Here is an 18110-nt window from a genome sequence, read left to right on the forward strand (position 1 = left end):
ACCACACTATATACATATATCGTTCCTTGAAAGGATTGAATATAGTGGAGTTTAATCATGATGATGAAAAATACGTTCGCGAAAAACCGGAGAGAAACTGGAGAACCTTTTTGTTTTCTAGCCTCGTCGGCGCCGTGATTGGTGCTTTGTTAACGGTGTTTGCCCTGCCGTACCTCTCACAGCAGGGATTTTTGCCGTACAACCTCCAAGTGGCCGAACCGGACGGAAGTCAGGCGGCAGGACAAGGCGGAGCCGTTCGCAATGTCTCGGTCAATGTAAATACTGATGTCACAAGACTGGTCTCTAAAGTGTCTGATTCGGTCGTCGGCGTCATCAACATTCAAAAAACGGGTGTCTGGGATGAAAAAGGTGAAGCGGGAACCGGTTCCGGCGTGGTATACAAAAAGAACGGAAGCATATCCCATATCGTGACAAACCACCATGTCATCGAAGGCGCAACCCAACTCGAAGTCAGCTTGCAGGACGGAAGCAGAATTCCGGCAAAGCTTATCGGCAGCGACAAGCTGATGGATCTTGCCGTTCTTCAAGTCAAAAGCAATAAAATAAAATCGGCTGCCGATTTCGGAAATTCAGATAAAGTCAAAACAGGTGAACCGGTCATAGCGATCGGAAACCCGCTCGGCCTCGAATTCTCGGGCTCTGTCACACAAGGAATCATCTCGGGAACAGAGCGTGCCGTTCCGGTCGATTTAGACGATGACGGCCAGCCGGACTGGAATGCGGAAGTATTGCAAACGGATGCGGCGATTAACCCGGGAAACAGCGGCGGAGGGCTGTTTGATCTTGACGGGAAAGTGATCGGCATCAACTCGATGAAAATCGCCGAAAGCGCCGTTGAAGGAATCGGATTGAGCATCCCGGCAAACCTTGCGATCCCGGTCATCAACGATCTGGAAACATACGGCGAAGTCAGACGTCCGTATCTCGGAATCGAAATGAAGTCGCTCGGCGACATCGCCAGCTACCATTGGCAGGAAACCCTTAAACTGCCGACAAACGTAACATCGGGCGTCGTGGTTATGAGCGTGCAGGCATTATCTCCGGCCGCAAAAGCCGGGCTAAATGGCCTTGATGTCATCGTTGAATTTGACGGCAAGCGGGTGTACGATATCATCGATCTCCGCAAAAAGCTCTATACAAAAAAAGTCGGCGACACCGTGACATTCAAGTATTACCACCGCGGAAAAGTAAAAACGGCAAAAGTGAAGCTTACGCGATCCAAATTGGGGAGCTAACCATGAACAGTCTGGCCTGTGCAGCCAGGCTGTTTTTCGTATGCGTCCATTATGAAACGGCTGAGGAATTTCGTCAAAAGGCCAAAAAACGATTTTGATTAATTAAATATCAGTTTTCTTACTATGGAAAAAACGGACATGCAGTCGTATTGCGTTTCATTTTCGCCTGCTGTATGATGATTTTAATATTTTTGACAAATCGGAACGGAAAGGGAGATAGAATGAGTCGGAATGCGTTGGTCTTACAATCGGATTTTGGCATTGACGACGGGGCTGTCAATGCGATGTACGGAGTGGCTTATTCGGTTGACAGTTCGATCCGGATTTTCGATGTAACGCACAATATTCCTGTGTTTCACATTTGGGAAGCTTCATACCGATTGCTGCAGACGGTTTCCTACTGGCCGAAAGGAACCGTATTCGTATCCGTCGTTGATCCAGGCGTCGGTTCGGAGCGCCGCAGCGTGGCAGTCAGGGCGTCTTCAAATCAATATATCATTACCCCGGATAACGGCACGCTTACCCATGTCGTACAGAAAAACGGCATTGCCGAAGCGCGCCATCTCGACGAGGTATTGAACAGGCTGCCAAACTCCGGAGAATCGCACACGTTTCACGGCCGCGACATCTACGCATACACAGGCGCAAGGCTTGCGTCAGGCGTAATCAGCTTCGACCAGATCGGCCCGGAGGTATCCCCCGATTCCCTCATCAAACTCCCTGTCATGGAAGCCTATATCGATAACGATTGGGTTGCGGGCACTATCGATATTTTGGATATACGCTTCGGAAACCTTTGGACCAATATCAGCCGCGGACTTTTCAGCAATTTAGACATCCGCTATGGGGATGTTTTAGAAGTCGTCATCACTCACGGTATCAATGAGATATATCGGCAAACCATCGTCTTTGGGCGCTCTTTTGCTGATATACCTGTGGGCGAACCGCTCGTTTATGTGAATTCGCTGGACAATTTAGGCGTTGCGATCAATCAGGGCTCTTTCGCTGAGACGCACCATATCGGTACCGGAATCGATTGGCGGATTTCGATTCGCAAAGCGGGGTAGACGAAACAATCTGGAGAAATTCAGATTGTTTTTTTCATATAAGCCGGGGATTTATGTCGAAAATAGTACAAAAGCTGTCTTAGTGCATAAGACTTATTGTCTAAAATTGTGAAAACCGATATATTGATGGAGTGTGCGTTATTAAGAATATTCGTTTGCTGGAAAACTCAATACCCGGAGGAATCCTAGATGAACCACAATGAAATGATGGCGATGAAAGCGCTGTCCGGTATGAAAAGCAAAAGTATCATGTCCGTTTTAGTATTATGTCTTGTCACCTTGGGAATGTATATTCCGTACTGGTTTCTTTCACGGAAAAAAGTTCTCGATCTTCTGCCTAGTCCTGATATTCCATACACCACACTAAAAGTCATTATATTTTATTATTTATTTTCAATTCCAATAAGAATTACAGCACCCTTTGCATTTTCTGATATGCACTACAGCCTTTTTATTTTGCTGCAGAGAATCATCATGATCCTATCCGCAGGCGTTCACATCTATTGTGCGCTTTCAGTGACGGCAGCCGTCAATAAGGTGTCCGGAGATGAACCCGCCAAAGGAACCGCTTTCGCTTTCCTTTTGAACATTTTATACATACAGCACCGAATCAACAAAATGTCCGAACCGAAACATGCATATATCACGAGGGCATCATAGGAGTGAACAAAATGTTAAAGAAATCGAAAGTGGGTTTAACCCCCATGTCAGACAAAGATTTTACAGCCTACCGATCGTATTCAATCGAACACTACGCCATGGAAAAAGTAAAAGCCGGCACATGGACGCTAGCAGAGGCTTTAGAGAAAGCGGAAGAACAGCTTCGAAAGCTTTTGCCGAACGGAAAGGAAAGCACCAACCACCGCCTCTTCTCGATTATCAACGAAAACAAGGATGTCATCGGATGGCTTTGGGTTTATGCCGACCCGCATCATCCTCAGAAAGAAGCGTTTATTTATGATTTTGGCCTTTATGAAGCGTATCGCGGTCATGGGAACGGGCGGCAGGCGCTCTTGGCTTTGGAAGAAGAGGCCAGAAGGCTGGGAATCGAGAAGCTGTCCCTTCACGTATTTGCCCATAATAAAACGGCAAGGCGCTTATATGAGAAGATGAATTTTGAAGTTACTGATTTGAATATGAGTAAGCGGCTGTAAAAGAGAAGGATCAAGGCTGACATAGCTTTGATCTTTTTTCTGTTTTGATTGGGAGAAAAATTGATACAGGAATGAAAAATAGTTATTTAGTCCTATTTTCTGCAGAAAAACGACCTGTTCACAAACATTCTTTGAAAATAAATAAGAAATAAGAACTAGTAAGGAAGGCTCTGTTTATTCGATTGATTCAATAAATAACGAAAATAAACCTGGGAATTGCAAATCGCAGTTTTGATTTCTCGGGTATTTTATAGTACCTTTTGAAAGTGGAAATGTATACATACAAAGGATAAAAAGACCGAAAGAAGTGGATTTTATAATGAATGCGGAACAAAAATCAGCAGAATTTCCGAAAATTCGGGTTGGATATACAATCTTATTAACGATCGTGACGATTGGAATGTATATTCCATATTGGTTTCTGTCGCGACGACAAGCATTTGAACGTCTTCACATAAAGCTTCCTTATGTTTTCATAAAAGTAACTGTGCTATTATTTGTTTTTTCGGTTTTGGAGTATTTTTGGATAGCATCTATAACAACTATGCAAAGTTTGTTGTTCAGAGACATTTTGCCTTTTGAAAACAATCCTTTTCTGCTTCCGCTGAATCCGGAGGACAGTTTTTTAAGCGAGTTCGGCTTCTTGCTGTTTACGATCGTAAGTATCATCAGCAGCTTTAAAATCCGGAATGGATTGAAAAAACAGCTTCCAAATCAATCGGTAAACGGATGGCTTACTTTCTTTTTTCACATTTGGTATTTGCAGCATATTGTGAATAAACACGCCTCAAGTGATCTAACAGCAAAAGAAACGGCATAACAGAAGAAATTTAAGCATTGGCTGAGGAGGCCGATGCTTTTTTTAGTTATCCAGAAGTCTCGAGTGTCCTTGTGGATAAATCAACTATAGAAGCATAACACCTATTAACATGTGAATAAATAGGGTATATTGAATATATAGCCTTTTAAAAAAGAGCCTAATGAATCAATATTGGAGGTACACTCATGAAGTCTTGTGAGGAACACATTGAAACCGTCATTGACATGTATGTAGACGAAGAAGAATTAGCACCTGAAATCAGAAAAATCGAACATACGCACAGTTTATCCACAACCTGTGAATTGTGCGAAAAGCCAGCAGTATATATAGTAGGGAACGAATGATCGGACACTAAATACACAACTTTTATCCACAATTGTGGATAAAATATATGAATAACTTGTTCTTAAAGTGGGGATGACCTGTGAATATATCAATCGTAGCAATCGGAAAACTAAAAGAAAAATACTTAAAACAAGGAATCGACGAATACATAAAACGGCTTTCCGCATACGCAAAAGTCGACATCATCGAACTCCCGGACGAAAAGGCGCCGGAAAACCTGAGCGACCAGGACATGAAAATCGTCAAAGACAAAGAAGGCGACCGAATCCTCTCCAAAATCAGCCCCGACGCCCACGTCATCGCCCTAGCGATCGAAGGAAAAATGAAAAGCTCGGAAGAATTAGCCGATAATATGGATAGACTCACCACATATGGGAAGAGCAAGGTGACATTCGTCATCGGCGGCTCGCTCGGGTTGAGCAATGCCGTACTGAAACGCGCGGATGAGAAGTTATCGTTTTCGAGGATGACATTTCCGCATCAGCTTATGCGGCTGGTTTTGCTTGAGCAGGTTTATCGGGCGTTTCGGATTAATCGGGGGGAGCCTTATCATAAGTGATGGAAAATTTTAAATTTGAGCTTATCATTATTACCTTAAAAATAGAAGAAACATTACAATTTCTCAGGAGACAGGCAATTAGGCTTGTCTTTTTTTACTCCTTTCAAATACAAATAGAAAATCCCCAACAATTTGCTACATTAAGAATACATTAAAACGGTCTACAATTTTCTGAATCGGTTAAGCATTTAAAGGAAGATAGGAATGTAAATTTTCATTTTTTATATAATAAAAAGGGAAAATAATCTAATTATCCATTCTGATATCTTCTAAGAGTTTTTTACTTTAACAAATCTAAGACATTTAGACCGAATTTTTTAAAAAATCAGGAAACCTCTTGAATCGGTTTTGTTTTACAATTATTATAAAAATAGTTAATTTGAGTTAAAGAGAGTTAGTGTTAGGGTCCCAGGACCCAAATGAAAACTGCTTTTGTCATATGGAGTCTTCGTTTGTTTGCTCTCATTTAGGTATCTTGTTTGATTTGTTTCTTTGGCAGGGTGTTTTCAGGACTATAGTGTCTGGCATCCGCAGTAGTTGTTTGGCGTTTCACCTGTTTTGTCTCGATATTATCCAGGACACTGTCCCAAATCATCCGGCCGCTGCTGCTGTTATTCTTTTCTAGGGCAAATCATATGCCTTCAACACCGACTTGTGAATTATAGGCTTTTGGAGACATGATATGGGACGCTAATCAGTAAAATTGATTTGATCTTTGTAGCGTTGGCGATTTTTCTTCAGGTGTCCGTTCTTCCAGTTCTTGTAATGCCGCGTTGGCTTTTGCAAGCCGATTTCTACGATATTGAATTTTGTGGCGGATCGTCTTCGGGAAAAGAGAGAGCAGTCCTTCATCTTTGACATCCGCTTCTTTGACTTCTTCCACCATCTGCTTGACCTCTTTTTCGAAACGCTGAGTTTACCATTTTATCTGCTTACATAACGATTTATCTGTTTTGCTTGAACAATTTTGGAACACATCCAGATTGCTTTTCCGAAAATCGTTGATAGTGTGAAAACCACGATGCTCCCCTCTGACAACCAGTGAACGGATTTAAGGATAGCCGTCTGAATTTTCCGGAAGGTGAAACACCCGTGATATATATAAAACCATAAATTAAACAGCATAGGCGGATTGTACGCGTTCCTCCACATTCGGAGTATTTCTGAATGATTTTATATAGATCCACACGGTCCACGGTCTCACTGGCTAACCGGATCAGATGATCTTCAGGAGTCAGCATAATACACCCTGTTTAGGTAGATAAGATTTGAATTTGGTGACTTGCTTTTGTTCTTCTTCTTTCATTTTCTGACTAATTCAAACTGAAAAAAATAGGTCTTTTAACAGATTAGGAGGTTCCTGACATGCACCTGCCATTCGGTCACTAACCGAATGCAGTAAAGGACAGTGCTTGCCAGCCATTAGGGTATTGAGGAGGTGATCAAAATGCTAGGTGACAGTATTTCGTCTAAGTGGACAAGTCGTGACCAAATGACCTCGGATCGAGGGTTGGTCATGGAGGAAAAAATTGATGTCTAGTGACAAAGAGGAGTCATGATCATGGCACCGCAAACGAGGGAAAAACTCTTCCCGCATCGACACGGTATGTGGGCGGTGACAAACTAACTTATAGAGCAAATTTATTAGTCGAATGAATGAGGAGGAATGAAATAATGAAAAATCATTTGTATGAGAAAAAAAAGAGGAAACCTTTGACTCGAACAATCAAAGCGACGCTCGCCGTGTTGACAATGTCCATCGCTTTGGTGGGAGGCGCTACGGTGCCTTCATTTGCATGGGTGAATCCGGGTTATCACTACCAGTACCCATCGGAAGGTGGAACATGGAGGTATGGATTCGTAAACGCCGGGCTCCGTTCTGAGTACAACCACCCGACAAAGGTCCACGGCTCGACAGTGCAAAAGCTCATCGATGGAAAAGTGGATAAAACGAATAGAAGCATTGATACGGCTGCGGGCCGCTACTCTAATGCCTATGTCGGAGCCATAAACTCACCTGGTCTTAAGGGGCGTTACTACTATCGCACCAACTAATCAAAGAGAAAACGGTTGCTGTCAACGGGGCTAACATGGTGAGTCCTAGAAAGCTCTGGGAGGTCTCTCTATAGTGGATGACGCGGGCTGAGTTGTTTACACTCCTTGCACTGCTGACAACAATCATCCCTACCTATTAAATCGGGTTTCCGCTGGCCGTTATTGTCGAGAGAGGCACTGCTTTTATTTTGGTAAGGACATACTGGATTTTTGTTTGGAGTACCAAACAAGTTAGCTTGTCTTATCGCCCACTACCGTGTCGATGCGGGAGCAATTGTCCCAGAAGTAATCTGAAAATCGGTATTTTTTGTATTACAATGATTGCAAAGTTCCATAATTTCTGAGAAATAATGAGGGAATACCTCGCTTTTTTGCAGAGCGGCACTTTATTCGCCTATAGAATTCATTCTTAGGTTTTCTTTTAAGTTTTACTTTCTTCATGGTATGCATCCTGTTTAGAAACGAGATGCTTTTGGTGCCCTGCCAAAGCCGTTGCTTCAAAGGATAGTGCATATTAGCGAAAAAGGGCATAAAAAGCAACCAAATCATTTTTTGTTTTTGGAGAATAATACATTCGTTTAATTTTGTAGTTTTATCCCAGTCAGCCTTAGCAGAAAATTGCAATCTTGCACTTTTAAAGCTTGGTGTTGGTACCGTCCGTTATTCAGACAATTTAACAAGAAGCAAATTCCTTGTGCTCCTACAGCAAATAGGTTTCCTTATGGTAGAACAAGTGAAATTTGCTAGTTATAAAGGAATTAATGTTTGTGACAAAGAAGAAATAGGATGTCACGACACTGCCAACAAGAGTGAGAAAAAACCGTTTCCGTATTAATGTGGTAGGTGGGTGATGATTAATCGGCTTGAAGAGTAAAAATAGTTAAGTAAATGAGGGGGAATGGAATAAATGAGTGCCGCTTTTTATAGCGTTGAATTTGATGGGAGGTACGGATGTTGATTGAAGCACAGGGTATTTCAGTAGCAATTGGCGGGCGCTCCGTTCTTGATGGTGAGACCGTTCGTTGCCCGCCGGGGGTCATGACAGCCCTCGTTGGTCCAAGCGGATGTGGAAAGACTACACTTTTGCACTGCCTCGGACTATTGCTCCCGGTTAATCAGGGACGCATCTTGATAGACGGACACGATGTCACAAGCTACGGTACTGCGGCGCGGCGGCGGTTTTGGCGTGATCATGCGGCGTTCATTCTTCAGGATTACGGCATTATGGATGAGGAGTCGGTGGCATTTAATGTCACCATGCAGGCGAGCATCCTTGGACGGCGTGTCACGGGAAACCAAGAGCGGTTGGCGCAGGTGCTCGAGCAGACGGGTCTCCAGGGTCGAGAAGGTGAGTTGGCTAGCCACCTTAGTGGGGGCGAGAAGCAGCGACTCGCACTGGCTCGTGCCATCTACAAGGATGCTGCATTCCTGTTTGTCGATGAGCCGACCGCCTCGCTTGACTCAACCAATCGGCGAAAGGTTATCGATCTGTTTGCGGACTTCGCTGCGCGTGGCCGCACGGTTATTGTGTCGACGCACGACTCGGAGATGATCAACGCGTGTGGTGCTCGGCATGAGGTCGGTACCAACAGTTCGTCAAAACAATTGTCGACCAGCGATCCCGGCAACTTAGGAGGTTCCTCATGAAATCAGCCACGAAGATCATAATCGGTGTCGTCGTAGGATTATTGCTTGTAGTTGGAACAGTTGCATTCCTAAACGGATGGATCACAGTGTCAAGAGACACTCATCCGCCGTGCGATCAGCTGCCGAACGTAACAGAGGCTAATGCAGCGCTTGCCAGACATCAAGACCTCGTCGAGGAGATTAAAGCGTTGGGTGATGGCATTACTGTCGAAGTAGGAAAGCCGTGTCCTGATGACCAGAACCGAGGGCTGGTCATGGTTAGCTATGGTTCAAGATCCGAGCATGACGCAATCTCCGACCTGCTCAGCCGCCGCGACGGGTTTGGGGTTCCGGTGCACCTGGTGAAGCGTTAACTCAATTTCCGCAAAACCGACTTGGTGTAACCGTTGACTACCGCTTATGTGCAAGGCTGGCTCCGCGTTTTTGCCAAGCGGTACGAACCGGATGCAGACCAACTACGCCAAGTACGAAGCGCTGGCTAGGCTTTACATATGGGCCCTTTTGGAGAATTGATAGGAGGCAGAGACAAACGAGTTGAGGAGTAGAAATATTGACAAAAATAGTTGAATAAATGAGGAGGAATGAAATGAAGGGGGAACATTACCTGTTAATCCAGGCAATTACGCCAGTCCCCGGCGATACCGGTTGTGTTAGCCGGGGCTTAGCATGGCAATTTTCAAATAGTTCTTGGAGGTCCAGCTTGTGTATAAACGTATTATAGTCGCTGTCGCGGGCGCGTTGTTTGCTCTGCTTGCGCTAATGGCGGCAATCATCACCGATTTATATGATCGAGATTTTCCCCAGGCCATTGGTGTCGAGAGCAGGTTAAACCTTGATTTCAGCGAATCGGGACTTTCCATTACTGAAGCGTTTGCGAAGCTGGAGAAGCTCGATGCGCGCTGGGATCTTGGGCTGGTCAAGGTCGCTCCAGATCTTGCTAGCGACGGTGATGGCAAAGTCTTCGTAGCATTTAATGATAGAGGTTTACCCGCCGAATTTACTTGGTTTGGCGGCGATGGTGCAGGCAAGATTGTCGGTAAGGACCGGCTTGAAACCTCCTACCCCGATGGGTTCTATCTCGTGACCGGTGAAAAGGCTCACTTGAGCGAGTTTAAGGACACGCTGAAAAGTGAAGGCGTGAAGGTCGGTCGCGGGGATGCGTCCATTTTTAAAAGCCTTGAATTCGTTGTGCGAGAAAGAGGATTTGCTGCCGCCGTTCTTGCAGCATTTGCGCTGATTGCGGCGCTTGCGTTGTTCTGGTTGTCGTTAAGAGCGCGTGGGCGTGCTCTTCGGGTTCTGGGCGGGTGCCCGACCTCGCGGATTCAGGTGCAGGACCTGGCCGGGTTCGGGGGTGCGCTGCTGGTTTCGGCGGGCGCCGTGGCACTGGCTGCGTCGTGCTATGTGGGTGTGTTTCATGGCTGGATATACGTCGGTACCTTCCTCAAGGCGCTGGTCAGCCTGCAGGTCGCCGTCATCGTCGTATCCCTGCTCGCTACGCTTGTCATGTCAGCCTCTGCATGGCCGAGCGCAACCATGATCGCCACCAGACAACCTGCGGTAAAAAGCCTGCGTGCAGCTGCGATCGTGATCCAGGCGCTAACGTTTCTCCTGGTGGTGGCTGCGGCTGGGCCTGCTTGGTCCGCATACAAACACTCCTCAGCTATAGCTGCTGAAATGGCTCAGTGGAAGAAACTTTCAGACCAGGTCGCGATTGTATTCGCGACAGACGTTGACGAGATGAACCACATGGAGCCGATGATTGGTAAACTGGTGAAGGATGCGGAATCGCTTGATAAGGTAGCTCTTTCCTACACATATACTCAAGAAATGACAATGCCAGTCGATTTTGGAGATTACTCAGCCATCTCTTTCGTGAACCAGCGTTGGCTTGATTTGGTGACTATGGATGCACCACAGCCGGCTGTTACTAAGGTACGTTACAACAGCATTCCAAAAGGGCTTGTCAAAATGATTCGAGAAGAGGCTGAGCTTTTGTCGAGGAAAGAGCTTTCCGATGAGCAGTTCGGTAAGTTCAAGTTTTTGCGGCCGATCGACGGATTCCGGTTACCGGTAGCCCAAGGAGGAGGAGGGGAAAGACTTCACTTTGCGGACGATGTCCTAGTTGTTGTCGTGCCCTCGCTCTACGATACCTATAACGATTCTGCCTTGACTTCCATGGTCTCAGGTAGCAACATCGTATTCACTGGTGTAACTGCTACGCAGGAATTGCTAGAGAAACACGGCCTGGACGTGAAGGCGCTGCGTGATCGAGATATCAACGGTGAACTGAAAGTTGTCTATGTTGCCGAAGAGGGGATTCTCCATGCGCAGTTCGCAGCGTACGTTGTATGGTTGTTGAATCTTGCGCTGATTGCATTGGTTATTGCTTTCACTGTCGCTGCTGCGATCAGTGCGTTGATCACCGCGCTGCTGCAGGCGAAGCGTGACTTCCCGCTGCGGGTGGCAGGCCAGTCATGGTTGCGGATTCTTCAGAGCCGCGTGGCCAAAGAAATGCTTGCTGGGGCCGGTCTTGTGGGCGTTGTTGTCTTGTTCCAAAGGCCTGATCCTGATGAGATGGGGGCTGTACTTGTGGCCGCGGTGTATGGGTTGCTTGTTATCCCGCTGAGCCATCTGTTTGCTGCGCGTTGGTGTTTCGATAGTGTCAGCAAACGGCGAATTTAACCTGAGATGCAGATGTTGAATGAAGCTTGCGGCGTTTCAATAGCAATTGGCGGTCGGTCCGTGCTTGACGGCACGGACCATTTGCTGTTCGACCAGGACCATGACAGCCCTCGTTGGTCCGAGCAGAAAATTGTTGAGATATTATGTTATACGATGATTATTACATATGGTACTGATATCTTCATTTTTGATGATGAGGATTTTTTGATTATCGAAAAGAAGAGGATAAGACAGAGCTTAATCATATTAAAAGAATGTTTAAGCCGTTGTTATATCAACAGGTGACGAGTTTTAGTAAGATAAAATGGCGATGAAATAATGGATAAAATCACAAAAAAGGATTTTATACTCAATTAAACAGTACCAAGTTGAAGCTATGAAAAGATGTGATAGGCTTTACACAACAGAAGTCTTTGAATGGTTTGAACGGGATGACGAGTATGCATATGAGTATTGGAGTCCAATCAAACAAGGTTTATCACTGATTGATACAGAGGAAAGGGCAATAAAAATTGGTATTGAACAGCTAAAAGAACATTCTGGTGAACTAATCGACTAAGGGGATACTTGTTAAAAAGACATACCAAAACAAGAGTGTGGGCATTAAATGATAATTGTTCAATAAATGGTTATCCTGAAAGGTCTAAAACCAATTAAGCGTCAGAAATGCCCATCGTACAAAGAACTGCTAATCATCTAAAACCACACTTAAATCCACCCCTCCCCCTCAGCAACCTTCGCCGCCTCCGTCCGGTTCTTCGCACCCAGTTTATTCATAATCTCAGAAATATAATTCCGGACGGTGCCGGCTGATAAGAACAGCTCGGCGGCAATTTCTTTCGTCGTCTTTCCTAAAGCCGCCAAGCGCAGGATTTCCTGCTCGCGTTCGGAGAGCGGGTTTGCCTTGCGGATGGCATCGAAGGTGAGTTCCGGGCTGAAGATTCGCTTGCCTGTCATGCATTTGCGGATGGCGTCTGCGAGTTCGTCGATTTCTCCGTCTTTCAGCAGGTAGCCGTGGACATTGCTTTTTAACGCCCGTTCGAAGTAGCCGGGGCGGGCGAACGTTGTTAAAATGATAACCTTACTTTTTGAGCCTCGTTTCGTCAGCTCTTCAGCCACTTCCAAGCCGCTTTTGACGGGCATTTCGATATCCATAAGACAGACGTCCGGTTCTAGCTTCAGAATGGCGGCAAGAGCTTCTTCGCCGTTCGCCGCCTGGCCGATTACTTTCATGTCCTCTTCCAGGTCAAGCAAGGAGCCCAGGGCGCTTAACAGCATTCTTTGATCTTCGGCGATAAATAAACGAATCATTGCATTGCTTCCTTTCGTTCTGCTTTCTTTACAATCGGCACGGTGATGTGTAAAACAGCGCCGTTATGGGTTGAAACGTCCAGTGCTCCGTCGATTAATGAGAGCCTTTCTTTCATTCCGCGCAAACCGTTTCCAAACGGTTTCTTTTGATCGATCCCCATTCCGTCGTCTTTAACCATGATGCTCATTTTTTCATCCGATTGAGAAATGGAGATGGTGCAATGGGTGGCACGGCTGTGTTTGACGATATTTGTGACTGCTTCCCGTATACACATGCTGACGATATTTTGTGTGACCGGAGGGACTTTTGAAAAATCTGAGTCTCCGTCGTATTGGAATGTCATTTCCGCAGCTCTGAGTATTTGCTGGATGTGGATGAGCTCTTCTGCGATTGTGGCGGTTTTCATATCGGACACGAGCTCTCTTGCCTGCTTTAAGGCGGCTCTCGATGTGATTTCCATTTCTTTTGCTTCTTTGCGCGCCCGTTCGGAATCGATGGTGACGATCCGCTGGACAAGCTGGCTTTTTAAGGTGAGCAGTGACAGGGTATGGCCGAGTGTATCGTGAAGGTCGCGGGCAATCCGTGTCCGCTCTTCGCGTTTTACTAATTCCTTGATATGCTGATTTGCTTTGTCAAGCTGTTGTTCCAGTTCTATCCGGCGGAACATGGAACGGATGCCGAATGGCGACATGAGCATAATAATGAAAAAGGGAAGAAAGCGAACGATCTGGCTTGCCGTCTGGGATAAATTACTTTGAATGAAATAAAAAACAAAAGGGATCAACAATACGAAAACTAAACTAATAAGACCGTGCTGAAACTTCTTTCTATCCCGATAAAAACCGATAAAGTTCGCCGGAAAAAAGCCTAAAAATATGAAGCTGATATCGTATAATACACAGAAAATAAGAATGATTGAAAGCTGTACGGTCAGCCAATAAGAGAATCCTTTTTTTTGCGGCGAAACACAATAAAGCTGGCGGTACGTTATAAAGAAAAGCAGCACCATTCCATAGCCGATAAGCTGTTTGCCCCCCGTTTCTTTCGTCAAATAAAAGATCGGCATCAGCAAATAGACTAAAAAGATATAGGGGAAGAAGCCGTATTGGCTCGGAAATATGCTGATTGTTTTTTTCATTCTGGTCACACCGCTTCTTGTTTTCTTCTCATATATTTAGATAGTAGCATAAGCACGATGAAATAGGCGAACAGAACGAAAACATTGTTCCAGGCCGGCATTTTGCCTTGAACAATTTCCCATGCTCCATTTCCGAAATGATAGGACGGCAGCCAATAGCCGATATTCTGCATCATTTTCGGCATCACCTCGAGCGGCATCCACATCCCCCCGGTAACAGCGAGGACCATATAGAGCACATTGCTGACTCCGGCCGCTGTATCGACTTTTTTCATCATCCCGATCAATGTCCCGATCGCAAGAAACGGGAGGGAGCCAAGCAGGATCCACAAGCCGCTCATGAACCATTCAAACGGGGTCAAAGAAACTCCGTTGATGATGGCGCCGAATGAGAAAATAACCGTGATCGAAAGAATATGAATGACGCTTTGCCCGGCCATTTGGGCGATAAAATAAACATGATCAGAAAGAGGCGTCACGCGAATGAACGTCGACCAGCCTTGGGTGCGCTCTTGAACCATGCGGATCCCGAGCGACATGATCGAGGAGCCCATGACGCTGAATGTTGTCATCGACATTAAATAATGCGCTTTCCAAGCCCCAGGATCCGGAGCATTCGTATTGACGACATTTGTAAAAATGTAATAGAAGGCAATGGGCATTACCAATGACCAAAAGACAAAATAGCGGTTTCTGAGCATTCTTTTGATTTCCATTTTGCATTGCATTTGAAATACATTCATTTTACATCGTCTCCTTTGCCTGTCAGCTGACGAAACGCCTCTTCAAGATTTGCGCGCTCAATTTGAATATCATAAGCGCCGATTTTTTCTGTGAAAAGAAGTTCCAATATTTTGTCTGTATTAGTCGTGTCGATGTAAATCCGGTTGTTTTTCCGGGAAATTTGCTCGATTTCCGGATGCTGATACAGCTTCTCCAGCGATTTTTCCGGATCGGCCATAAACGAAACTGAATGCTTCGATATTTTTGATTTAATTTGCAGCGGCGTTCCATCCGCAACAATCCTGCCGTCTTTAAACAGCAAGATTCGTTGTGCGGCATCATCAGCTTCCTGTAAGTAGTGTGTAGAAAAAATGATCGTTTTTCCTCGATCTGCGAGCGTTTTGACCGTTTGCCAAAAGCAGTTTCTTGATGTGATATCCATGCCGACCGTAGGTTCGTCAAAGATCATCAGCTCTGGATCACCGGCAAGCGCCAAGGCAAAGCTCAGACGCCGCTTTTGGCCTCCTGACAACTTTTCTGACCGTGTTTTTACATCCTTTTCTGTCAGACCTGTTAATGCGGTAAGCTTCTGAAAGGATAACGGTTTTGGATAGTAGCTCCGGACAAGCTCGATGATTTCGCCTGCGCGCAACCCCGGTGTTACGCTGACTTCCTGCAGCATCGTGCCGATTTTTGCGCGCACCTGTTTTTCATGCGGCAGGGAATTGAATAATGTAATATCGCCGGATGTCGGTTTTAACAGCCCCAACATCATGGATATCGTTGTCGTTTTTCCGGCCCCGTTCGGCCCCAGAATCGCTACAATTTCTCCTTTTCCAATTGAAAAATTGATATGTTCAACCGCCGTTTTCTGGCGGAATGTTTTTGCCACGTTTGTCAAGCTTACAACATTCCCCATTACACAACACCTCCTGATTACTTAAGGTCATTGTACAGTTGCAGGAAAGAAGTTTTTAGTATGTGATGTCATCAAAATCGGGTGACAAATGTCATTTTTTAAACAATGAAAATAATATGGAGCTAACGTTGTAGAAAGAATGGAAGTGTGTAAAGCAAATGAAGGCAGGGAGGATTACTGTAAGATAAACAAGAAGGGCGCCGTAATAATCGGCGTCCTGTCTTCTACAGAGGCTGCTTGCTTAATTTCAACTGAATTCTTTTGTATGATTGCGGATGGGAATTTACTATGGAGGTGTAGAGAGAGAGCTGTCAAAGAAACTCTCTCTATATATGCATTGTCATAGAACGTGTTTCAGCCCTCTCTATCGCTGTGGAGAAAGAAGTGTCTTAACCATTATTTTTAACCGGATACTTCCTCCCATTCTTCACAATCTTCTCTTCCACAATCTCTTTTACATCCAATCCAAGATCGTTACACAGCATGAATGAGTAGATCAAAACATCTGCGATTTCTTCACGGATGTTTTCTTTATTTGCTTTGAGTGCTTCTTCACTGCTGATCCATTGGAAGTCTTCCAGCAGTTCTGCTGCTTCGATGGAGATTGAGATGGCGAGGTCCTTTGGGTTATGATATTGTCTCCAGTTTCGTTCATCTCTGAATTCATTGATTGCGTTAATAAGGCTTTGAATATCACTCATGATCATTTTCCCCTTTCTAACTCAAGTAGTCTCTTTCTTAATTTAGGGTCTGTCGCATAAATATATAGGCCGTGGATGCCCCGTTTCATCAGGACATTTATTGAATTTAATATGATTTCTTCTTTAATTTGCTGGTTCTTTTCCGGCGACAAATCCGTACGTGAAATGAATGCACCTGTATCTTTGTATTTGGAAGTATCAATTAATAGTTCGTTTTTTTCTTCATCATAGCTCACGGAAGGGCCAAGAACGACGCCGACGTAATTTAGGTCAAACCCTTGCACGGTATAAATGGAGCCGACTTCTTTAATGGAATTCGGATTTTCGGCCCATGTCACCTTATCCTGGGTGCTGTTCCAGGGCATGTTAACCCCTTCTTCATCGACAATGTAAGTCTTTTTATCTTTTTTATGTAAATAATCAAAGGTTGAAACAATCCGAGAGAGACCGTCCTCATTGTTTTTATCTTCAATAGCTTTTTTAAACGCATCAGCATCTTCGAATATTTTAAGCTCGAAGGAGGTGTCTTCAGTCGGTAAAGGAAGAACTTTCTTTTCAACAAAGCTGTCAATCCACTTGATCGTTTCTGGATTGGCGTTCATTCTCATTTGGTCTGTAAGCCTTACGGTTTTCGCATGATACTGGTTTTTGATTTCTTCGAGCAATCTATCGTTCCAATAACTTTTAATCTTTAGGACTTGTTTTGGATCAAAGATGACAACGGTGATTTTACTTCGCTTAATAATCTCATCCAGCTGGTTTTGGTAGCGGAAATTGTTATATGAATCTTCCTTAGTAAGTAACAGATGAGCTTCATCTACTAATACGATATCTGCTGTTGCTCCCGTCTTGGTTTTCTCATTAATAAATGGTGTTGGCTTCATAAGACTCTTTTTCTTCAAATTCGGTAAGCTGTTGGCAATACTTTTATATGTCTTCAGCATCTCGCTGTGATTCACCAGCAAGTAATTATCTGTTCCTCCCAAAAAAGTGTGTTCATCTTTCGCCAGATCTTGAATCGTATTAAACAGAGAGCTTAACAAGACACTTTTACCTGTACCGGCATCTCCTTCAATGACAATGACATGATTTCCTTCTTTCTGTATATTTTCCTTACAGAAATCAAGGATCTTATTTTTTATATCTTGCTGCTGGGGCGAGAGTTCCTTATAGGGAGATAACTTATAAATATCTTTATTCCTAAGGTTTTCAAGGGAATCGCTCACAATTTTCTCTTTTCTCAGTTTCTCCCAAATGACTTGAAAGATATCTTCATTATAAAAGGGTTTCTGATAGTAATTATGCATTTCCCTTGATCTGGTCTGGCTTACGTTTTGCAGCTGGTAGCGGTTATCGGCGATAAAATAGTTAATTAGATTCGACTCAATATTGTACGTCGCAGACTGATGAAATTTTTCATGGCCGATTAAAATAAAGCGGTTCAGACTCTTTCGCCTTTTATCCTCTATATGATTCCTCAAACGTCGTGCAGCTTGAACCGTTTGCCCAATATATGCAGTCGGTTTCTTTTTCTCATTGTAAAGGATGTACACAATCGGATAGTTATTTAAATGCAGTGCTTTTACAACGTTTACATGGTCTGGAGTGAATTCTCTCTTTTCAAACACAAGTTCATTCATTGTTTTAGCCTCTGAATCTCTTTTTTAAAATAATAGTACCATATTTATGGTAGCTTATTGATATAAGTCTGCAAATGTTTTCCGGCGGTGAT

General features: G+C 44.5%; 19 protein-coding genes. 12 read left to right on the top strand and 7 right to left on the bottom strand.

Translation table 11 applies throughout. The annotated features are described in order from the left end of the window. The first annotated feature begins 44 nt into the window (after nucleotides 1–44). From AB447_RS19720 to rlmH, 7 genes are all read left to right on the top strand, one after another. The gene (locus AB447_RS19720; RefSeq protein ID WP_048353861.1) at nucleotides 45–1256 is read left to right on the top strand and encodes a S1C family serine protease; all 1212 of its coding nucleotides are present in this window, start codon (nucleotides 45–47) and stop codon (nucleotides 1254–1256) included. Between the two features lie 221 nt (nucleotides 1257–1477). After that, on the top strand, nucleotides 1478–2323 hold the full coding sequence (locus AB447_RS19725; protein ID WP_048353862.1) for an SAM hydrolase/SAM-dependent halogenase family protein: 846 nt from the start codon (nucleotides 1478–1480) through the stop codon (nucleotides 2321–2323). Between the two features lie 189 nt (nucleotides 2324–2512). Beyond that, on the top strand, nucleotides 2513–2983 hold the full coding sequence (locus tag AB447_RS19730) for a membrane protein (protein ID WP_048353863.1): 471 nt from the start codon (nucleotides 2513–2515) through the stop codon (nucleotides 2981–2983). Between the two features lie 11 nt (nucleotides 2984–2994). Beyond that, a complete protein-coding gene (locus AB447_RS19735) occupies nucleotides 2995–3477 on the top strand; it encodes a GNAT family N-acetyltransferase (protein WP_048353864.1) in 483 nt (160 codons plus the stop codon). 544 nt (nucleotides 3478–4021) lie between these two features. Continuing rightward, the gene (locus AB447_RS27050; protein ID WP_241494789.1) at nucleotides 4022–4297 is read left to right on the top strand and encodes a hypothetical protein; all 276 of its coding nucleotides are present in this window, start codon (nucleotides 4022–4024) and stop codon (nucleotides 4295–4297) included. A gap of 185 nt (nucleotides 4298–4482) precedes the next feature. Beyond that, on the top strand, nucleotides 4483–4641 hold the full coding sequence (locus AB447_RS25480; RefSeq protein ID WP_082142448.1) for a CxxH/CxxC protein: 159 nt from the start codon (nucleotides 4483–4485) through the stop codon (nucleotides 4639–4641). Nucleotides 4642–4721: 80 nt separating this feature from the next. Then, entirely contained in the window at nucleotides 4722–5201 is a 480-nt protein-coding gene (rlmH, locus tag AB447_RS19745; RefSeq protein WP_048354512.1) for a 23S rRNA (pseudouridine(1915)-N(3))-methyltransferase RlmH, read from the top strand. A 694-nt stretch (nucleotides 5202–5895) separates the two neighbouring features. On the opposite strand, the gene AB447_RS19750 is transcribed toward rlmH, so the two are convergent. Next, entirely contained in the window at nucleotides 5896–6087 is a 192-nt protein-coding gene (locus AB447_RS19750; protein WP_048354513.1) for a hypothetical protein, read from the bottom strand. Nucleotides 6088–6914: 827 nt separating this feature from the next. On the opposite strand from AB447_RS19750, the gene AB447_RS19755 reads away from it, so the two are divergent. From AB447_RS19755 to AB447_RS27055, 5 genes are all read left to right on the top strand, one after another. Then, on the top strand, nucleotides 6915–7256 hold the full coding sequence (locus AB447_RS19755) for a lactococcin 972 family bacteriocin (protein WP_224990875.1): 342 nt from the start codon (nucleotides 6915–6917) through the stop codon (nucleotides 7254–7256). A 951-nt stretch (nucleotides 7257–8207) separates the two neighbouring features. Continuing rightward, nucleotides 8208–8903, top strand: a complete 696-nt coding sequence (locus AB447_RS19765) for an ABC transporter ATP-binding protein (protein WP_048354515.1) — start codon at nucleotides 8208–8210, stop codon at nucleotides 8901–8903. Continuing rightward, nucleotides 8900–9256: a hypothetical protein gene (locus AB447_RS19770; protein WP_048354516.1), complete on the top strand. Its 357-nt coding sequence runs from the start codon at nucleotides 8900–8902 to the stop codon at nucleotides 9254–9256. The genes AB447_RS19765 and AB447_RS19770 overlap by 4 nt, the downstream gene beginning before the upstream one ends. Before the next feature lie 349 nt (nucleotides 9257–9605). Continuing rightward, nucleotides 9606–11585 (top strand): hypothetical protein, encoded by a 1980-nt coding sequence (locus AB447_RS19775; protein ID WP_048354517.1) that lies wholly within the window; start codon nucleotides 9606–9608, stop codon nucleotides 11583–11585. Between the two features lie 376 nt (nucleotides 11586–11961). Next, entirely contained in the window at nucleotides 11962–12144 is a 183-nt protein-coding gene (locus tag AB447_RS27055; RefSeq protein ID WP_048354519.1) for a hypothetical protein, read from the top strand. Nucleotides 12145–12293: 149 nt separating this feature from the next. Here AB447_RS27055 and AB447_RS19790 read toward each other — a convergent pair whose 3' ends face one another. The 6 genes from AB447_RS19790 to AB447_RS19815 all read right to left on the bottom strand — a co-directional run bounded on the left by AB447_RS19790 (nucleotide 12294) and on the right by AB447_RS19815 (nucleotide 18018). Continuing rightward, nucleotides 12294–12896: a response regulator transcription factor gene (locus AB447_RS19790; protein WP_048354520.1), complete on the bottom strand. Its 603-nt coding sequence runs from the start codon at nucleotides 12894–12896 to the stop codon at nucleotides 12294–12296. Beyond that, on the bottom strand, nucleotides 12893–14035 hold the full coding sequence (locus AB447_RS19795; RefSeq protein WP_048354521.1) for a sensor histidine kinase: 1143 nt from the start codon (nucleotides 14033–14035) through the stop codon (nucleotides 12893–12895). Before AB447_RS19795 ends, AB447_RS19790 begins: the two co-directional genes overlap by 4 nt. 5 nt (nucleotides 14036–14040) lie before the next feature. Next, the gene (locus AB447_RS19800) at nucleotides 14041–14778 is read right to left on the bottom strand and encodes an ABC transporter permease (protein WP_048354522.1); all 738 of its coding nucleotides are present in this window, start codon (nucleotides 14776–14778) and stop codon (nucleotides 14041–14043) included. Then, nucleotides 14775–15677 (bottom strand): ABC transporter ATP-binding protein, encoded by a 903-nt coding sequence (locus tag AB447_RS19805; RefSeq protein WP_048406230.1) that lies wholly within the window; start codon nucleotides 15675–15677, stop codon nucleotides 14775–14777. Before AB447_RS19805 ends, AB447_RS19800 begins: the two co-directional genes overlap by 4 nt. A 389-nt stretch (nucleotides 15678–16066) precedes the next feature. Then, nucleotides 16067–16378 carry a nucleotide pyrophosphohydrolase gene (locus tag AB447_RS19810; RefSeq protein ID WP_006639775.1) on the bottom strand — a complete coding sequence of 104 codons (312 nt, stop codon included), beginning with the start codon at nucleotides 16376–16378 and terminating at the stop codon, nucleotides 16067–16069. Between the two features lie 2 nt (nucleotides 16379–16380). After that, entirely contained in the window at nucleotides 16381–18018 is a 1638-nt protein-coding gene (locus tag AB447_RS19815; RefSeq protein ID WP_048354523.1) for a DUF2075 domain-containing protein, read from the bottom strand. Between the last annotated feature and the right edge of the window lie 92 nt (nucleotides 18019–18110).

Source organism: Bacillus glycinifermentans, assembly GCF_001042475.2.
Lineage (GTDB): Bacteria > Bacillota > Bacilli > Bacillales > Bacillaceae > Bacillus > Bacillus glycinifermentans.